This is a genomic window from Streptomyces sp. NPDC058758 (assembly GCF_042746075.1).
GTDB lineage: Bacteria > Actinomycetota > Actinomycetes > Streptomycetales > Streptomycetaceae > Streptomyces.
In genome coordinates this window covers 65,560-82,504 of the sequence record NZ_JBHYPS010000019.1, presented here as the reverse complement: position 1 = coordinate 82,504, position 16,945 = coordinate 65,560, and the positions used below count along the sequence as shown (strand labels likewise).

The window sequence follows — 16,945 nt, the reverse complement described above, 5'->3', positions numbered from 1 at the left end:
CGGAGTGGCCCCGGCCGTACGACACCGGCCGGGGCCCCTGGACCTTCCGCAGACGCGGACACGAAAGGCCGACATGACCCACACCACCGACACCGCACCAGAGGGCGCCGCCATGACAGGGCGATCCAGCACGGACAAGGCCAAGGCTGACGCCCAGAGGGGCCGACGGCGCCCGGCGGGCCGCCGGTGCGGTCCCGCCGCCGGAAGGACGAGATCCTGGCGGGATTCACCCCTGCGGCGGATCACGCCCTGGCTCTTCCTGGCGGCGCCGCTCGCCCTGCTGATCACGTTCACGTACGTCCCCGTCGCGAGCATGATCTCGTACAGCTTCACCGACTGGGACGGCGTGAGTCCGGACCGGGAGAGCGTGGGCTTCGACAACTACGTTCAGATCTTCACCCGGCCCGAGCTCTTCCGCGTCTTCTTCGTCAGCGGCTACTACCTCGCGGCGTCCGTGGTCCAGATCGCGGTCGCGCTGTACTTCGCGGTGATCCTCAGCTTCAACCTGCGGTTCCGGAACTTCTTCAAGGGGATCCTCTTCTTCCCCTACCTGATCAACGGCGTCGCGATCGGCTTCGTCTTCCTGTACTTCTTCCAGGACGGCGGCACCCTCGACTCGGTTCTGGCCTGGCTCGGCGTGTCGACCGATCATCCGTGGCTCGGTGATCCGACCTCCGCGAACGTCTCCCTGGCCGGCGTCTCCGTCTGGCGTTTCACCGGACTGAACTTCGTCCTCTTCCTCGGCGCGATCCAGTCCATCCCGGGCGAGCTGTACGAGGCGGCCGAGCTGGATGGCGCGGGGAAGTGGAAGCAGTTCCGGCACATCATCGCGCCGAGCATCAAGCCGGTGATCAGCTTGAGCGCGATCCTGGCGATCTCCGGCTCGCTGTCGGTCTTCGAGATCCCCTACATCATGACCGGCGGCGCGACCGGTACCCAGACCTTCGTCATCCAGACGATCAAGCTCGCCTTCCAGTTCAACAAGACCGGCCTGGCCTCGGCCGCGGCCGTAGTGCTGCTCCTGATCATCCTGCTGATCACCTGGATCCAGCGCCGGCTCGTGCCCGACGACAAGGTGGACCTCGTATGACCTCCCCCGACCTCACCGCCGCCACCGTGAAGGGGCACCGCACGTCCCGTCGCCGTCTGCCCGTGGGGAGCGTGCTGACCTACCTGTCGCTCCTGGTGGCCTCCGCGGTCGTCCTGATCCCGCTGGTGGTCGTCTTCCTGACCTCGCTCAAGACCTCGGAGGAGGTCGGCGACGGCAGCGCGCTCTCCCTGCCGGGGAACTGGTTCAACTTCGACAACTACGTCACGGCGTTCAACGACGGCAAGATGCTGATGGCGTTCGGGAACACCGCCTTCATCCTGCTGTTCTCGATCGGCGGCACGGTGATCATCGGCTCCATGACCGCGTACGCCGTGGACCGCTTCGACTTCCGCGGCAAGAAGCTCGTCATGGCAGGCTTCCTGGTCGCCACCCTCGTGCCCGGCGTCACCACCCAGGTCGCGACCTTCCAGGTGATCAACGGCTTCGGCCTCGTCGACACCCGCTGGGCGCCCATCCTCCTCTACATGGGCACCGACATCGTCTCGGTGTACATCTTCCTGCAGTTCATCCGGGGCATCCCCGTCTCGCTGGACGAGGCCGCCCGGCTCGACGGCGCCAACGCCTTCACCATCTACCGGAAGATCATCTTCCCGCTGCTCAAGCCCGCGATCGCCACCGTCGTCATCATCAAGGGGATCACCACCTACAACGACTTCTACATCCCCTTCCTCTACATGCACTCCGAGGACCTGGGGACCATCTCGACCGCGCTCTTCCGCTTCAAGGGCCCCTTCGGGGCGCACTGGGAGGCCATCTCCGCCGGCGCGATCCTCGTCATCGTCCCGACGCTGGTCGTCTTCCTGCTCCTCCAGCGCTGGATCTACAACGGCTTCGCCCAGGGAGCCACCAAGTAGGCGCCGGAGGGTGGCAAGGCGCCGGGCCGTACGAGGGGACGGTCCGGCCCCTTGCCGGCACGTCGGAGGCGGTCGTCAGCGCGGGGCAGGCGGCGGGGCGGTGCTGCCTCGCGGCACGAAGTGCGCGTATCCGTCGCGGACGCTGCCCACGTCCTCCCCGTCGATCAGCGCGAGGAGCGCGGTCGCGGAACGGACTCCGTACGCGGCGATGTCGCGGGTGACGGCGGACAGCGTCGGACGCACGACCTGTGTCAGCGGCGACTCGTCCCAGGCGACGACCGACACGTCGGCGGGGATCGACAGGCCCAGCTCCTGCGCCACCGACAGCGCGGCCACCGCCATGATGTCGTTGTCGAAGACGAGCGCCGTCGGCCGTTCGGGGGCGATCAGCAGGGCCCGCGCGGCCCGCGCGCCCGCGTCGCCGGTGTAGTCGGTGTGCACCACCGTCGCCTCGGGGATCCCGGCCTCCCGGCACGCCTCCGCGAGGGCCACGTCGCGGACCGCCGTGTGCGCGAGCCCGGCGGGGCCCGCCACCCGTGCGATCCGCCGGTGCCCGAGCGCCGCCAGGTACCGGACGATCTCGTGAATGCTCTCGCCGTCGTCCGACCAGATGGCCGGCAGTTCGCCGGCGACCTCGGGGGGCCCGATGGCCACCGCGGGCAGGCCGATGTTCCGCACAGCGCCGACCCGTTCGTCCTCGGTCTGCAGGTCCATGAGGAAGACGCCGTCGACGCGCCGCTCGCCCCACCAGCGCCGGCAGACCTCGATCTCCTGTTCCTGGTCCCCGGCCATCTGGAGCATCAGTGCGTAGGTGTGCTCGGCGAGTACCGTCTCCACCCCGCTGATGAACTCCATGAAAAAGGGCTCCACCCCGAGGGTGCGCGCCGGCCGTCGGACGACCAGGCCGACCGCCTGTGCCCGTCCGCCGGTCAGCGCGCGGGCGGCGCTGTTCGGCTGCCAGCCGAGTTCCTCGGCGATCGCCTTGATCGAGGCCCGGGTCGTCTCGGACACCCCCGGCTGGCCGTTGAGCGCGTACGAGACCGCCACCTTCGACACGCCCGCCCGCCGGGCGATGTCCGCCATCGTCGGCCGCTTCACCTGCACCCCAGCTCCATCCTGAACCTCGACACCCCGACCCTACCGCCAGGTCATGTGCCGGGCGGCAGGTCTCCATGGCCGCACTGTGGACCACGTCCAGCCTCAGGCGGGTGTCGGCAAGAAATGGGAATTCCCAACAAGCTTACGAGGAAGGCGAGTTGGAGCCATCGACACGTCTCCGCGCCCTCTCTGCGGCCCCCTTCGAAGTTAACCGGTTAATTAATGTCTGGGTGAGCCGCCCCGCGGACGACCGGCTCCTCCTCCCCTCCCCCCGGACGAAAGGGAAACCCATGAGCGCGTCCCCCTCACGCCGTTCCACCGGCAAGACGAGCGGGCCCGCCGGCCCTCCTCTTCGCCGCGGTCCTGGCCCTCACCGGCCTCCTGGTCGCCCGCCCGGCGCCGGCCGCCGCCGATAGCGCCGACTCCTTCGTCACCCGCTGTGGGATCCGCTTCTGCCTCGACGGCGAGGAGTGCTTCTTCGCCGGCGCCCACGCCTATGACATGTTCACCTTCGGAGCGGGCTCGGGGGACACCGAGACCCAATACATGGACAAGGCCCGCATCGACGCCCACTTCGCCCGCATGGCCGCGGACGGCGTCGACGTCGCCCGGGTCTGGATGTTCAGCCACGAGAGCCGGCACGGCTTCGAGGAGCACGAGGGCGAGTTCAACGAGCAGCAGTACGCCGCCTTCGACTGCATCATCGAGTCAGCCAAGGCCCACGGCCTCCGTCTGATGCCCGTCTTCGAGAACTACTGGGAGGCGTACGGCGGCATCGACACCCGCCTGCGCTGGGAAGGCCTCTCCGGCGGCCACCCGGCCCGCGCCGCCTTCTTCGACAAGAACCGCTGCCCCGGCTGCTTCACCTCGTACAAGAACCCGGTCTCCTACGCCCTCGACCGCACCCACCACTACAGCGGCGTGAAGTACAAGGACGAGCCGGCCATCTTCGCCTGGGAGCTCATGAACGAGCCCCGTTATGAGGGCCAGGGCGCCCCCGAACTCGCCGTTTCCCGCGCCCACTCCGACCGGATGGCCGCCAAGAGCGGCCTCCCGGCTCCACGCCGTCCCCGACCCCGACCACCCTGCCCGCCACGGAACCGACCGGGCCCACCACTCCGCCCACCACCCCGCCGACGACGCCGGCTCCGGCCGGCCGCGCCGTCACCTGCACGCTCTCCGACTGGGGCACCACCTTCAACGCCGGCGTGACCGTCCGCAACACCGGAGGCACCCCCGTCGAGGGCTGGAAGCCGGCCTTCGCCTTCCGCGGTGACCAGCGGATCACCCAGATGTGGAACGCCGTACCCGTCCAGGACGGACGGAACGTCACCGCCGGCAACCCGTCCGGCTACAACGTCACCATCGCCCCGGGAGCCTCCGTGAACTTCGGCTTCAACGGCACGTCGACGGCCGGCACCAACGGAGTGCCCACCGCCTTCACCCTCAACGGAAAGGCGTGCACCACGGCCTGACCGCACACACTGCAGCACAGGGGTGTCCGCACCGGCGGGCACCCCTGTGCTGCATTCCGCATCCGAGACCCGCGGACGTACGCACCATCGCCCTTCTTTGCCGCCGCTGTGAGCACGACCCTGCCGGGCCCGCCGCATCTCACACCCGCGGCAGCGGGTGGCGCCCGCAGCCGTACCCGCTTCCCCGGTCTGGGGTTGTCGGCAGGGCTGCTGCCGAAGAGGGCGGATTGCCACGCCGTACACCCATACGACGCCCGCCGGCTCCTGGAAGAGCCGGCCCACCCCGATGGCGCAGAGGGCGATGAGCCCCCTGCCCACCAGCTGCTCTGCCCGGGTTGCGCTGTTCCGGTCGCCACCACACGCATCGGGACACGGAGGAAGGGCGTGCGCTACTCGACGGGGACAGGGTGCGAGCGGCCAGCACGCTGTCAGAGCACTGGGGAGGGGAGGTGCGCAGAGCCATCAAGCGGGCTTCGGCCCGGCGAAGGGGAAGCGAGACGCGCGACTCGGTGTCTGGCCTTCGTGGAAGACGCCTACCAGCGAGCCGATGGCATCGGGATGTTCGGTGGGACCATGCCACGTAGTCCGCGGATCTCCTACATGCACGTCTCGACCCGGGCCGCCCGCCCAGAGGGGCCTTCGTCTTCTACGACTTCGCCGGCCCGGTGCTCGGGGAGCGCCGCAACCGGGGCCACGTGGCTCTCACCGTCAGTGGAGACGAGTCGTACCCGCGGGGGACGTCGGCCGTGTAAATGGCCATCTGGCCGTCGCGCACCTGGTGACGGGACGGGGCTGGAAACGCCCCTCATGCATCGGCCGGGTTCCGGTGACGCGGCTCTTCGAGGCGGCCGCCTCAAGGAGTGGGGAACGGATCGCAGCGTCGTCGCAGAGGCACTGGCCGCCCAGCAAAAGCAGTTCGGGGGCCGGTCGGTGACTGGCCGGCACCGTCGCATCGGAGTCATCCGCAGAGTACGCCCCGGTGTCATTCCACGGCGCGATACACCGGCGTGACCTGCCAGAACCGGCGAATTTAGCCAGAGTTTCGTAAAGCTTTGATGCGGTACCGCCGACACTGGAATCGGAAGCCCCACGCGCCGCATGCTTTTACGAGAGCACGCCGCCGTTCTCGCCCCAGGAAGACTCCGGCCGTCCCACGGCCGCAGGACCGGGCAGCCCTTGTACCCGGCGGCTCCCCCCGGCCCACGCGCCGCCACCGGACGCGCGCCACGGGCAGAGGCGCGGCCGGTCACGACGAAGGAAGCCGCAGAAGCCATGAATCACAGTCCGCTCGACCACCGTTACCGGGGCGAACACCCGATCCGCACTGTCCACTACCTCTTCCGCCCCGACCAGGCACGGCTCGCCGGGGCCGTCGCGGTCTTCTTCGTCAAGCACGCACCCGTCTGGCTGCTCCCCCCGGTGACGGCGAACGTCATCGACGTCGTCGTCGAGCACCGGCCGATCGCCGAACTGTGGTGGAACTGCGCCGTGATGCTCACGGTCCTCCTCCTGAACCCGCCCCTGCACCTGCTGTACGTCCGCTGGATGCACGGGGCGATCCGCCGGCTCGGCCGCGACCTGAGGTCCGCCCTCGTGACCCGGATGCAGCAGCTCTCCATCGGCTTCCACAGCCGCACCAGCTCGTCCGTGTTGCACGCCAAGGTGGTCCGGGACGTCGAGACGCTGGAGACGGGACTCCAGCAGACGGCGGACAACGGCCTCACCGCCGTCGCGACCCTGGCGGGCGGCCTCGCCGTCATCGCCGTCGTCACCCCGGTCTTCCTGCCCGTCTTCCTCCTGCTCATCCCCGTCGCCGTGCTGCTGATCGGCGCGCTGCGCGCGCGGCTCGGCGAGGGCAACAGCACCTACCGGCGTTCCGTGGAGCGCATGTCTGCCTCCGTCAGCGACATGACCACCCTCATCCCCATCACCCGCGCCCATGCCCTGGAGCGCACGGCCCTGGGCCGCGTCGGACGCGAGCTCGACCAGGTGCAGCGGGAGGGGACCAGACTCGACCTGCTCAACGCCCGCTTCGGATCCCTGTCCTGGGTGGCCTTCAACGGACTCGGCACCGCCTGCCTCGCCGGGGCGGCGCTCGTCGCCTACTACGGGTGGGCGTCGGTGACCGCGGGGGAGGTCGTGATGCTCAGCGCCTACTTCTCCACCCTCACCGGCGCGGTCACCAGCCTGCTCGCGCTGGCACCCGTCGTGGGCAAGGCGGTGGAGTCGCTCAAGTCCGTCGGCGAGGTCCTCCAGGCGCCCGACCTGGAGGTCAACGACGGCAAACGACGGGTGGAGTCGGTCGCCGGGGCGTTCCGGTTCGAGGGCGCCGGCCTCACCCACGGCGACAGCGACGAACCCGCCCTGAGCAACGTCGACCTCGACGTACCGGTCGGCACCACCCTCGCGATCGTCGGTGGCTCCGGCGCGGGCAAATCCACGCTGCTCAACCTCGTGCTCGGCTTTCACCGACCCACTGCGGGCCGGGTCCTCCTCGACGGCCAGGACATGGCCGACCTCGACCTGCGGAGCTACCGCAGGTCCGTCTCCGTCGTCCCCCAGGAGTCCGTCCTCTTCGAGGGGACCATCAGGGAAAACGTCACCTACGGTCTGGAGGACGTCGACGACGGGACGCTGCGGCGCGCCCTTCGCGATGCCAACGCCGCCGAGTTCGTCGACGCGCTGCCGGGCGGCCTCGACACGGTGGTGGGGGAGCGAGGCACGCGGCTCTCGGGCGGCCAGCGGCAGCGGCTCGCGATCGCCCGGGCCCTCATCCGTGACCCTCGGGTCCTGGTCCTGGACGAGGCCACGTCCGCGCTGGACGCCCGCTCCGAGGCGCAGGTCCAGGAGGCCCTCGCCCGTCTGGTCGCCGGCCGGACGGTCTTCGTCGTGGCCCACCGTCTCTCGACGATCAGGAGCGCGGACCGGATCGTGGTCCTGGAACGGGGTCGGGTGGTCGAGACCGGCAGCCATCAGGAACTCCTCGAACGCGGCTCCACGTACGCGCGCCTCCAGGCGACCCAGCTGGCCTGAGTCGTGGTACGGACGCGGGGTGCCCTCCCGTCGGCGAGGACAGGAGGGCACCCCGGTCGCTCAGTGGTCGGCGGCGCTGCCGCGGACGACGCAGGAGCGGTTGTTCTCCCAGCCCCAGCCGTCGCCGTCCGGGTCGGAGGTGCTGCCGTTGGCGCAGTACGGGTAGCCGTTGGGTGCGGTGCCACCGGTGTCGCCGCCGGAGCCGGAGCCGGAGCCGGTGTCGGCGGCGCTGCCGCGGACGACGCAGGAGCGGTTGTTCTCCCAGCCCCAGCCGTCGCCGTCCGGGTCGGAGGAGTTGCCGTTGGCGCAGTACGGGTAGCCGTTGGGTGCGGTGCCACCGGTGTCGCCGCCTCCACTGCCGCCGCCGTAGATCGTGGCGCGGGTGGAGGTGGTGGAGATGCCGTCGGCGCCGTTGAAGAAGCGGTCGCCCCAGGTGGTCAGGGAGCCGGGATTGAAGCCGGTGACCATGTCGAGGTACTCGACGCCGCTGCCGTTACCGCTCCAGGACCAGCCGAGATAACCGACGCGCAGCGAGCGGGCGGTGGCCATGATGGCGTTCTCGTCGGGGTTGCCGTCGCTGTGGTTGTCGCCGAACTCACCGACCACGATGGGCAGTCGGTTGTTCACGAAGTGGTTCAGGTAGCCCTGGACCTCGGCGGCCGTGTCGTACACGCCGTACATGTGGATCGAGAAGATCGTGTTGCGGCGCGGGTCGGAAGCGAAGACCGCGGCAGCGTTGTCGCGCATGGTGTTCGACCAGTCCTGGCCCCAGTTGGGGGCGTCGACCATCAGAGCGTTCTCGATGCCGGCGTTCCGCAGTTTGCCGATGGCGCTCTTGGTGGCGCCGGTCCAGGCGGTGTAACCGCTGTTGCCGAACGGCTCGTTGCCGATGTTGACGACGGCGTAGTCCTCCTGGCCCTGGAGGGCGCTCTTGACGCCCACCCAGTAGTCGGCGGCCTGGTCGAGGGTGGCGGCGGCGCCGTCCTCTCCGTACCCGGTGGTGTCGTGCACCTCCAGGACGCAGATGACCTTGCTCGTCTTGCAGTCGCCGATGATCGACGCCACCTGCGAGGCACTCGTCTCCGTCCAGCGGTCGCCGCTGGAGAGGACGACGCGGACGGTGTTGGCGCCCTTGGCGGCGATGTCGGCGATGGCGTCGGTCTCGCCGGGGTACCAGGCGTGCGCGTGGTTCACCCCGCGCATCACGAACTCGCTGCCGTTGGCCTCGTACACGCGGCCGTTGCTGACGTGGATGCCGCTCTCGGCGGCCTGGGCGGCTCCGGCGGCGCCGAAGACGGGCAACAGCAGCCCGGCGACGCCGGCGAGAGCGCTGCCGGCGGCCGTGAGCCACGTCCTGCGCTGTGACTGGGTCATGCCTCTCCTCATAGGGAAACGTGTGGAAGGAGCCCGCGCACGTCGAAAACTGATACTGAGACAACGTTGTCAGAATTCAAGGACCGAGCCGCTGGTCCGTGTCGTGCCGGGGTGTCCACCATGAGGCACCCGTGGCCGGATACATGTCAAGCATGAAGGACACATTTATTGCGAAGGGATGAATTGGCGAAGTTGGTTCACGGGGCCAGCGCTGAACGTAAGGTCGTTCTTGTGGTTCCGTTGTCACTTATCGGTCATGTATTTACTGAACTGAGGCTTGCCGAACTGAACCATCCGGTCGCATCGCATCGCACTCGCACGCGGGGTGCGAAGTCGAATGACAGGAAGCCCGGTGCTGCTTCCGTCGGGGTGCGGTAGGCGGCCCGTATGGGGGCTTCATGGCGAAGAACTGCCGCGCTGAAGGCCGCCCCGAGCCCCGACGCCGCCGTGACATGGAGACCACCAGAGCGGAGGCGCCCCGCCTCCCGCGCTGAGTCGAGGTTCAGGAAGGGGACGGTTTCCGGGCAATGTCCTCAGAAATCCTACTCAGGTTGAACTCGCGATGTCGGTGGTCAAGATCAGGCGAGAAGCCGCTGTGGCATGCTCTCCGCGTGATCGATGCCCCGAACGATGACTGGTCGTTTGCAACAGCGCGGGAGCCGGCCCGCTTCGGTGCCTGCGAGGTGAACGGCGTTCCCGGTGTCGAGCATGCGGCGGGCCAGCGAGGGACGCTTTGCGGTATCTCTGCGCGGCATACCACCTGCTATCTGCATCTTTTCGTTCCCGACGCCCTGCAGTCGTGCCGGCGGTGTCGCCAGGAGGCTGAGGCGTCCCCGACGCAGCCGTGCGTCCAAGAACGCCTTCACGGTCGAGTCCTGGAATCGACTCAGGGCACGATGCGTGACGAGTTGCTCGCCGCGCTGCGCAAGGGGGCGAACGTCCGCTCGTGGCTCAGCGGCCCCTCCGCAGATCTGGCGAAGTCCTACGCGAAGCTCGACGAGCTGACTGAGGGCACCGGGCCCGCAGCCGAGGCTTTCGCATCCGCAGCGACGATCGGACTGGCGAATGTGGAGGCCGGCCTCTGGCGGTTCCTGGTCGTCCTGCCGGAGGACGGCGGCTCGCCGCTCATCGCTCGCGGACCGCGCGGCGATCGTCGAGGCGGCCAGGATCCTTCGAGGTTGGATGTGATCACGGCAAAGCAGTGGTCAGCCCGGTCGCGGTCAGGCAGCCGTCGATGAGCTGGGGCCGGTACTGGATCTTCCGCAACCCACGCCTGATCGTCCGCACGAGGTGGTCGGGGTCGGCGAAGGCGACGTTGGACAGGAAGCCGCGTCGCAGCAGTGACCAGATGCCCTCGACCGGGTTGAGGTCGGGCGCGTACGGGGGCAGCTGGTAGACGGTGAGCCAGTCCTGGTCGGCGATAAACTCCTTCATGCCGGCGGCCAGGTGGGTGTTCAGGTTGTCCCGGATCAGGACGATCGGACCATCGAGCCGGTTGTGCGCTGCGACGATCAAGTCACGGTAGTCGGTCCAGGCGAAGCTCTTGCGACCTTGCTCCGGCCCTGGCCGTCGTCCAGCCTGGGCCGGTAGATCAGTCGAGACCGTTCACCGGGCTTGTAACAGGTCAGGGCGGCGATCGAGACCCGTCGGCGGGAGCGGCCGCGCACCCTGACGACGGGCGTTCGGCCGCAGCGTCCCCAGGTGCGGGCCCTCGCCGGTGTCATCGAGACCCCGGCCTCGTCCTCGAACACCAGCCAGGCCCCGGGCGCCGCCATCACGTGAGGGCGCGGCCGCGGACGGGCACTCGGACGGAAGGCCGGCGGTCGGCCGAAGCCGTCGGGTCCCGCCCTCCCCTCGCCGGGCGGAGAGTCGTCCCGTCAGGCACCGCGGGGTGCGACCGGACAGGTCGGTCGACGACGGGAGACAGGCACGCGAAGCTCCTGGTGGCTGCGGGCGCTCCCGGCGGGACCGCGTCTGCCGGGAGCTTCGCCGTTCCGCCGGTCCGTTCCCCGCGCGGCCGACACCGTCGGGCCGGAAAAGGTTCACCCACGCATCGACCGGATGCTCTCCCGGGCTTGTGCGGGCCGCAGCGCGCGCGGATGATGGTGCACCGCTGCTGAAGACCGGACCCACCCGTACGGCGGCACCGGTCGGCCTTCGCCGCATGCGGCCCGGACGGTCGGGTAACCGCCCCCTGTGAACGAGAACGAGAACGAGGACGAAGTCAATGGGAGCTGACGCCGACCCAGGCGGCGGTTCCGAATCCCTGCTGGACAGGTTCCTGATGCGGGCCGGCCATGTGCTGGACGGCGGGGGAAGCTGTGTGGCCGAAGCCCGGCGTCACGCCTCCGCCTTTCTGGACCGGGCCCGCACCGAGCATCGGCTGCCGGTGTCCCCACGGGCACGGGACCTGACCGTGCTGGTCGTCAGCGAGCTGGTCACCAACGCCTGCAAGTACGCCCCCGGCCCCGTCCTGATGGAGCTGCGCATCAGGGACGACAGCGTGGACGTCGTCGTGCGCGACGGGAACCCTGCCGTTCCCGCGGCCCGCGCCGCCGATCCGCGGCGGATCGGCCAGCACGGCCTGGAGATCGTCGAAGCGGTCTCCGAGGAACTGCTCATCGAGCAGGAGCCGTTGGGCAAGCGCGTCACGGCCCGCCTCGCCCTGTCGGGCGCCTCCGGCCCGGCGTAGCGGCGGAACGCGACGACGGCCCGGGCAGCCCCGTTCCCTCCCCCGCTCCTCGGCCCCGCCGGTGCCGTGAGCTTCGCCTCACCCCAGCCGTGCGGTCCCCTCGTCGTTTCACGCGCGTGCACGGGTGTGCGACGCTGAAAGGACACGAGACCGGCCGGTGCCACGAGCGGCGGCCTTTGGGATCCGGGAGTTGCCCCCACTCCGGGCACCCGGACCCCGCCATCGTCGTGCACCCCCCCTTTTCCCGGATCCGGGGTGTTTCGTCCGTGGTCTCATCAACCCCCGGAAGGGGGGCGTGTCCTGTATGAACGTCGTCACCACGATCACCGGCACCACCGCCCGCGTCACCCCGCACGGGGAGATCGACTTCGGCACCCTGCCCTTGCTGCACGCCGCTGTGGACCGGTTGCCGCCCCACGTCACCCTCCTGCTGTGGGACCTGGAACACACGCCCTTCACCGACGTGTCCGGCCTGCGCCTGCTGTTCGGCCGCGCCCCGCGGAGCGGCCCGCACCGCAGGACGGCGGCGACGAGGCTGCACGACCAGCCCCTGCACCTTCTGCTGCTGGCCGCCGACCTCTTTCCCGCGGCCTACGACGTCTCCCGGCTCATCCCCGACACCCCCGCCGGCCTGACGGCCCCCCGGTCCTGAGCGATCCCGGGACCGGACCTCCGGAGCACCGGCGCGGGCGGCTCCGGCCGAGCAGAGGCGCCGGACGTCGGCGACCTCGGCCTGCCGTGCTCTCAGGCGTCACTCTCGTGGACGGTGGTGAGCTCGGCGAGACCGGAGATCGTCAGGACGGGAGTGAGCAGCGGGGGCGCGACAAGTTCGACGCGGTGAGAGCGGGCGAACAGCACGCTCAGGGCGGCGCTGTCGAGGTACTCGACCTCCGTGAGGTCGACGACGAGCCGGTCCGGCAGGGCGTCGAGGGCGTCGGCCAGGGCATCGGCGTTGCTCATGTCGATCTCGCCGACCGCCCTCAGCACCGGGGTGCCGTCCGCCCGGCGGCCGGGGGTGAGGGTGAGCGGTGTCGTGGTCATGGGGCGATCCTCGTGCGCATGTCGACGGTGGTTCCGGCCGGGCCGGGGGTCAGGGTGACCTGTTGCATCAGGGCGCGCATGAGGGTCACTCCGCGGCCGCGGTGGGGATGGGACACGGGATCGGGCAGCTTCCAGCGGCCCGTGTCCCGGACACTGAGCCGCAGCTCGCCGCCGAGGGCTTCGGCGCGCAGGCGCACGGCGCCGCCGGGAGAGTCCCGGTGGCCGTGCTCGATCGCGTTGGCGCACGCCTCCCCGGCCGCCACGAGGGCGTTCTGCACCGTCCGCGGAGGCAGGTCGCACCGGCCGAGCCAGCTGCGGAGGGCCCGGCGCACCGTCGCGAGCTGCCCCGATTCCGCGGGGAACGTCACGTCGAGGGGGGCGGGGAGGCGGTAGAGCAGGAGGGCGACGTCGTCGTCGTAACCGTCCGCCGGAGCCAGCCGGGCCATGAGGTCGCCGGCCAGGACGTCGAGGGCCGTGTCGCGGCCGTCCCGCAGGGCGCGGCCCGCTTCGGCGATGCCGTGGCCGAGGGGGACGCGACGGCGTTCGACCAGGCCGTCCGTGTAGAGCAGCAGCGTGGCCCGGGCCGGCACGGTGCACGTGCCGGTCGGGCGGTCCTTCCCCGGGGCGACGGCGAGCGGGACGGAGCGGCCCCCCTCCAGCAGGACGGTGGTGCCGTCGGGGTGTGCGAGGACACCGGGAGGGTGTCCGGCGCTGGAATAGGTCAGGTTTCCGGTTTCGTCGTCGAGCACGCCGCAGAACACCGTGGTGCACAGCGCGCCGGGAACGCCGGCGGCGAAGTGGTCGAGCGCCATGAGGACCTGGGCCGGGTCCGGGTTCCGCAGCAGCAGTGCCCGGCAGGCGCTGCGGAGCTGGCCCATGACCGCGGCGGCTTCGAGTCCGCGGCCGACGCAGTCCCCGACGACGATGCCGGTGCGTCCGTCGGGCAGCGGCACCGTGTCGTACCAGTCGCCGCCCACTTCGAGGGGCCGGACGGCCGGTTCGTAGCGCACGGCGAACCCCTCGGGGAGCCGGGAGGGACCGAGGATGGCCCGCTGCAGGGCGAGCGCGGTCTCCCGCTGCTGGTCGATCTGACGGGCTCGGGTCAGCGCCTGTGCCAGACGGCCTGCCAGCAAGGACAGCAGCAGCCCGTCCTCATCGGTGAAGGGGCGCCGGTGACCGAGGGCGATCCGGAGGACGAGGGGGCCGTCGGGGTGCTGCAGGAGGACGGCGGCGCCGGAGCCGTCCGCCACCGGCGTGAGCGCGGGCCCCCCGCGCACCTCGGTCAGCAGCCGTCGCTCCTCGGCGGGGAGCCGGTCCCACGTCACCGGCGCCCCCGCCACGGTCAGTCGGGGCCGGTCCCCGTTCGTGAAGACGGCGGCCGTCGCCCGGTGCGCACGCCACAGACTCCGCAGTTCGTCCAGCGCGCCGGCGAGGGCTTCGGCCGTGCTGCCGGCCTCCGACAGCCGGGTGCCGAAGGCGGCCAGGGCGCTGTCACGCTGGACGGCGCGGTGCTCGGCGGTGACGTCGCGGAAGGTGCCCACGACGACGCGACGGCCGGTGTCGGGATCCTGGACCCGGACGACGGCGACGCTCACCCAGACCCGCCGTCCGTCCCGGTGGGTGAGGGGGACGGTGGAGGAGCCCTTGGCCGTCCGGGCCAGCCGGGCGAAGGTCTCCTCGACCTGACGGCGGGCCTCCGGGTCGAGCCGCGGGTCGGGCCACCACGGGGGGACGGGCGCGTACGGCAGTCCCTCGGGGCCGTGACCGAGGATGTCGGTGAAGGCGGCGTTGATCTCGACGACGGAGCCCGTCTCGTCGCAGACGAAGAAGCCCTCCTGGAGGGAGTCCACGAGGGCGGTGCGCCAGCGCGCCTGGTGGTTGCGGAGCCTGGAGAGTTCCACGGTGGCGCGCACCCGGGCGAGGAGTTCGACGGCCGCGAAGGGCTTGACGAGGTAGTCGTCGGAACCCGCCCGCAGGCCCTCGACGGAGGCTTCCTGACCGGCCCGCGCGGAGAGCAGCACGACGGGGACGGTGGCGGTGCGGGGGTCGGCGCGCAGTGCGGTCACGAGCGCCAGGCCGTCCAGGCGGGGCATCATCACGTCGCTGACGACCAGGTCGGGCACCTGGGCGCGGATCGCGGCGAGGGCTTCCTGGCCGTCGCGCACCCCCCGCACCTCGTAACCGGCACCCGACAGCAGACGGGTGAGGTACTCGCGCATGTCCGCGTTGTCGTCGGCGACGAGGACCTTCGTGGTGACCGCCGGGACGCTTCTCCCGCTCGGCTCGACGGCGGCCCCGGGGCCGGCGTCCGCGCCGCTTCCGGCGACGGCCGCGCCGCTCTCGGCCGGCGTGCCTGCCGGTCCCGGGGCCGCCTCTCCGCCGGGCAGCCAGCGCAGTGCCTCCTGCAGGTACGGTTCGGCCGCGTCGCCCCTCTCGCCCGGCGGGGTCGCGGGCACCACCGCGTCCGCGGGCAGGTGTGCGGTGCCGAACGGCAGGCGGATCGTGAAGCGGGTGCCCTCGCCCTCCACGGACTCGGCGGTGATGGTGCCGCCGTGCAGCCCGACCAGCTCCCGGACCAGGGCGAGCCCGATGCCGCTGCCCTCACCGGAGCGCGCGCGGGCGTTCTCGACGCGGTGGAAGCGCTCGAAGAGCCGCGGGACCTCGTGGGCCGGCACCCCGGTGCCGGTGTCCGTGACCGTCACCACCGCCTCCGCGCCCTCCGCGCGCACGGACACGCCGATCGTTCCCTCGAAGGTGAACTTCAGCGCGTTGGACAGCAGGTTGAGGATCACCTTCTCCCACATCCCGCGGTCCACGTACACCGGGGCTTCCAGAGTCCGGCAGTCGACCGCGAGGTCGAGGCCGGCCTTGTCGACGGCGGAACGGAACACGCCGGCCAGGTCGGCGGTGGCCGTGGCGAGGTCCACGGGCTCGTAACGGCCTTCCAGGCGACCGGCCTCGATCCGGGAGAAGTCGAGCAGGTCGTTGACCAGCCTGCCCATCCGGAGCCCGTTGCGGTGGATGACGTCGAGTTCGTCGCGCACCGCGGGATCGGCGTCCGCCCACCGGGTGCGCAGCTCCTCCACCGGGCCCGTGATCAGGGTCAGCGGGGTCCGGAACTCGTGGCTGATGTTGGAGAAGAAGGCCGTCTTGGCGCGGTCGAGCTCGGCGAGCTCCTCGGCCCGCCGCTGCTGTGCCCGGTAGCTGCGGGCGCGGGAGATGCCGGCCGCGAGGTGTCCCGCCACGAGTTCGACGAAGCCCCGGTAGTCCTCGTCCAGCGGCCGGTAGCGGTTCAGGGCCGCCACCAGGAAGCCGTACGGTGCCGCGCCCCGGTCCAGCAGGGGCACGATCAGCGCGTGCGTCGGCCGCTCGGACCAGGCGCCGCACGGCAGCGCCTCGTGCGCCGGACCGTCCAGGACCACCAGCGCGGTCTCCTGCCGGTCGGGTGTCCGGGCCGGCCACGGCGCCGACGTGTCGCCGGCCGCCAGCACCTCGGGGGCGGCGGGGTGCCCGGCGGCGATGCCGGTGGTCCCCGCCAGCCGGGCCGAGCCGTCCTCCTCGAACAGGTACGTGAGGGTGAACGGCAGGTCCTCGGCGTTGTGCTCCATCTGCCGGCCCGCGAAGACCACCAGTTCCTGCTCGGTCAGGAGCGCACGGGAGTCCGAACCCAGGTCCCGCAGCGTGCTCATGCGGCGCTCGGCGATGACGCGGTCGGTCTCCTCGCTGACGACGCACAGCACGCCGACGACCCGTCCGTCGTCGTCGCGGAGCGGACTGTACGAGAAGGTGTGGTAGCTCTCCTCCGGGAACCCGGAGCGCCGCAGGAACAACAGCAGTGCCTCGTCCCACGTGGCGCTGCCGGCGAGGACGCTCTCGATCCGCGGGCGGACGTCCTCCCAGATCTCCGCCCAGACCTCCCGCACCGGCCGGCCGAGCGCCCACGGGTACTTGCGCCCGAGCGTGTCGCGGCGGTAGGCGGCGTTGCAGAAGAACGTCAGTTCCGGCCCCCACGCCAACCACATCGAGAAGCGGGACGACAGCAGGATGCTCACGGCGGTGCGCAGACTCTGCGGCCAGCCATCCGGGGGGCCCAGGGGAGTCGCCGCCCAGTCCACCGCCGCGAGATCGGGGCCGATCTCCTGGTCGGCGGCGAACACCCCGGACGCGGCCGTTCCCGTCGTACGGGGCTCCCGGCCCTCACGCTCGACCACTGGCCGCCCTCTCGTTGCCGTGCCCGGGCGTCCCGTCCGCGACGGAGGGTCCACGG

At 70.9% G+C, this 16,945-nt stretch carries 12 protein-coding genes and 1 pseudogene; 8 read left to right on the top strand and 5 right to left on the bottom strand.

The genetic code is table 11. The features are described 5' to 3' along the window. Nucleotides 1–73: 73 nt before the first annotated feature. A complete protein-coding gene (locus tag ACFW6A_RS22305) occupies nucleotides 74–1,090 on the top strand; it encodes a carbohydrate ABC transporter permease (RefSeq protein ID WP_386483692.1) in 1,017 nt (338 codons plus the stop codon). Continuing rightward, complete coding sequence (locus ACFW6A_RS22300) at nucleotides 1,087–1,965, top strand: carbohydrate ABC transporter permease (protein ID WP_351846453.1); 879 nt, start codon at nucleotides 1,087–1,089, stop codon at nucleotides 1,963–1,965. The genes ACFW6A_RS22305 and ACFW6A_RS22300 overlap by 4 nt, the downstream gene beginning before the upstream one ends. A 75-nt stretch (nucleotides 1,966–2,040) precedes the next feature. Here ACFW6A_RS22300 and ACFW6A_RS22295 read toward each other — a convergent pair whose 3' ends face one another. Continuing rightward, a complete protein-coding gene (locus ACFW6A_RS22295) occupies nucleotides 2,041–3,063 on the bottom strand; it encodes a LacI family DNA-binding transcriptional regulator (protein WP_351846523.1) in 1,023 nt (340 codons plus the stop codon). Between the two features lie 501 nt (nucleotides 3,064–3,564). On the opposite strand from ACFW6A_RS22295, the gene ACFW6A_RS22290 reads away from it, so the two are divergent. The 3 genes from ACFW6A_RS22290 to ACFW6A_RS22280 all read left to right on the top strand — a co-directional run bounded on the left by ACFW6A_RS22290 (nucleotide 3,565) and on the right by ACFW6A_RS22280 (nucleotide 7,571). After that, entirely contained in the window at nucleotides 3,565–4,275 is a 711-nt protein-coding gene (locus tag ACFW6A_RS22290; protein ID WP_351846455.1) for a hypothetical protein, read from the top strand. Beyond that, nucleotides 4,272–4,538, top strand: a complete 267-nt coding sequence (locus ACFW6A_RS22285) for a cellulose binding domain-containing protein (RefSeq protein WP_351846457.1) — start codon at nucleotides 4,272–4,274, stop codon at nucleotides 4,536–4,538. Before ACFW6A_RS22290 ends, ACFW6A_RS22285 begins: the two co-directional genes overlap by 4 nt. A gap of 1,272 nt (nucleotides 4,539–5,810) precedes the next feature. Next, entirely contained in the window at nucleotides 5,811–7,571 is a 1,761-nt protein-coding gene (locus ACFW6A_RS22280; RefSeq protein WP_351846460.1) for an ABC transporter ATP-binding protein, read from the top strand. A 60-nt stretch (nucleotides 7,572–7,631) separates the two neighbouring features. Here the strand turns inward: ACFW6A_RS22280 and ACFW6A_RS22275 are convergent, their stop codons facing one another. Further along, nucleotides 7,632–8,945 (bottom strand): cellulase family glycosylhydrolase, encoded by a 1,314-nt coding sequence (locus tag ACFW6A_RS22275; protein WP_351846463.1) that lies wholly within the window; start codon nucleotides 8,943–8,945, stop codon nucleotides 7,632–7,634. 611 nt (nucleotides 8,946–9,556) lie between these two features. On the opposite strand from ACFW6A_RS22275, the gene ACFW6A_RS22270 reads away from it, so the two are divergent. Beyond that, a complete protein-coding gene (locus ACFW6A_RS22270) occupies nucleotides 9,557–10,183 on the top strand; it encodes a hypothetical protein (protein ID WP_351846465.1) in 627 nt (208 codons plus the stop codon). On the opposite strand, the pseudogene ACFW6A_RS22265 reads toward ACFW6A_RS22270, so the two are convergent. After that, nucleotides 10,134–10,669: pseudogene (locus ACFW6A_RS22265) on the bottom strand (transposase). The gene ACFW6A_RS22270 and the pseudogene ACFW6A_RS22265 sit on opposite strands and share 50 nt — an antisense overlap. A gap of 503 nt (nucleotides 10,670–11,172) precedes the next feature. Between ACFW6A_RS22265 and ACFW6A_RS22260 the strand changes: the two are divergent. Further along, nucleotides 11,173–11,637, top strand: coding sequence for an ATP-binding protein (locus ACFW6A_RS22260; RefSeq protein WP_386485050.1), 465 nt, complete (start codon nucleotides 11,173–11,175; stop codon nucleotides 11,635–11,637). A 304-nt stretch (nucleotides 11,638–11,941) separates the two neighbouring features. Continuing rightward, complete coding sequence (locus ACFW6A_RS22255) at nucleotides 11,942–12,289, top strand: hypothetical protein (protein ID WP_351846525.1); 348 nt, start codon at nucleotides 11,942–11,944, stop codon at nucleotides 12,287–12,289. A gap of 92 nt (nucleotides 12,290–12,381) precedes the next feature. Here ACFW6A_RS22255 and ACFW6A_RS22250 read toward each other — a convergent pair whose 3' ends face one another. Both ACFW6A_RS22250 and ACFW6A_RS22245 read right to left on the bottom strand, forming a co-directional pair. Next, the gene (locus tag ACFW6A_RS22250; protein ID WP_351846469.1) at nucleotides 12,382–12,678 is read right to left on the bottom strand and encodes an STAS domain-containing protein; all 297 of its coding nucleotides are present in this window, start codon (nucleotides 12,676–12,678) and stop codon (nucleotides 12,382–12,384) included. Next, complete coding sequence (locus ACFW6A_RS22245; protein WP_386642241.1) at nucleotides 12,675–16,889, bottom strand: SpoIIE family protein phosphatase; 4,215 nt, start codon at nucleotides 16,887–16,889, stop codon at nucleotides 12,675–12,677. Before ACFW6A_RS22245 ends, ACFW6A_RS22250 begins: the two co-directional genes overlap by 4 nt. Nucleotides 16,890–16,945 lie beyond the last annotated feature (56 nt).

What these genes read in the sequence shown, in the direction of transcription:
- ACFW6A_RS22305 (WP_386483692.1), top strand. Translation starts at nt 74, where the DNA reads ATGACCCACACCACCGACACCGCACCAGAGGGCGCCGCCATGACAGGG.
- ACFW6A_RS22300 (WP_351846453.1), top strand. Translation starts at nt 1,087, where the DNA reads ATGACCTCCCCCGACCTCACCGCCGCCACCGTGAAGGGGCACCGCACG.
- ACFW6A_RS22280 (WP_351846460.1), top strand. Translation starts at nt 5,811, where the DNA reads ATGAATCACAGTCCGCTCGACCACCGTTACCGGGGCGAACACCCGATC.
- ACFW6A_RS22255 (WP_351846525.1), top strand. Translation starts at nt 11,942, where the DNA reads ATGAACGTCGTCACCACGATCACCGGCACCACCGCCCGCGTCACCCCG.
- ACFW6A_RS22275 (WP_351846463.1), bottom strand. Translation starts at nt 8,945, where the DNA reads ATGACCCAGTCACAGCGCAGGACGTGGCTCACGGCCGCCGGCAGCGCT.
- ACFW6A_RS22250 (WP_351846469.1), bottom strand. Translation starts at nt 12,678, where the DNA reads ATGACCACGACACCGCTCACCCTCACCCCCGGCCGCCGGGCGGACGGC.
- ACFW6A_RS22260 (WP_386485050.1), top strand. Translation starts at nt 11,173, where the DNA reads ATGGGAGCTGACGCCGACCCAGGCGGCGGTTCCGAATCCCTGCTGGAC.
- ACFW6A_RS22290 (WP_351846455.1), top strand. Translation starts at nt 3,565, where the DNA reads ATGTTCACCTTCGGAGCGGGCTCGGGGGACACCGAGACCCAATACATG.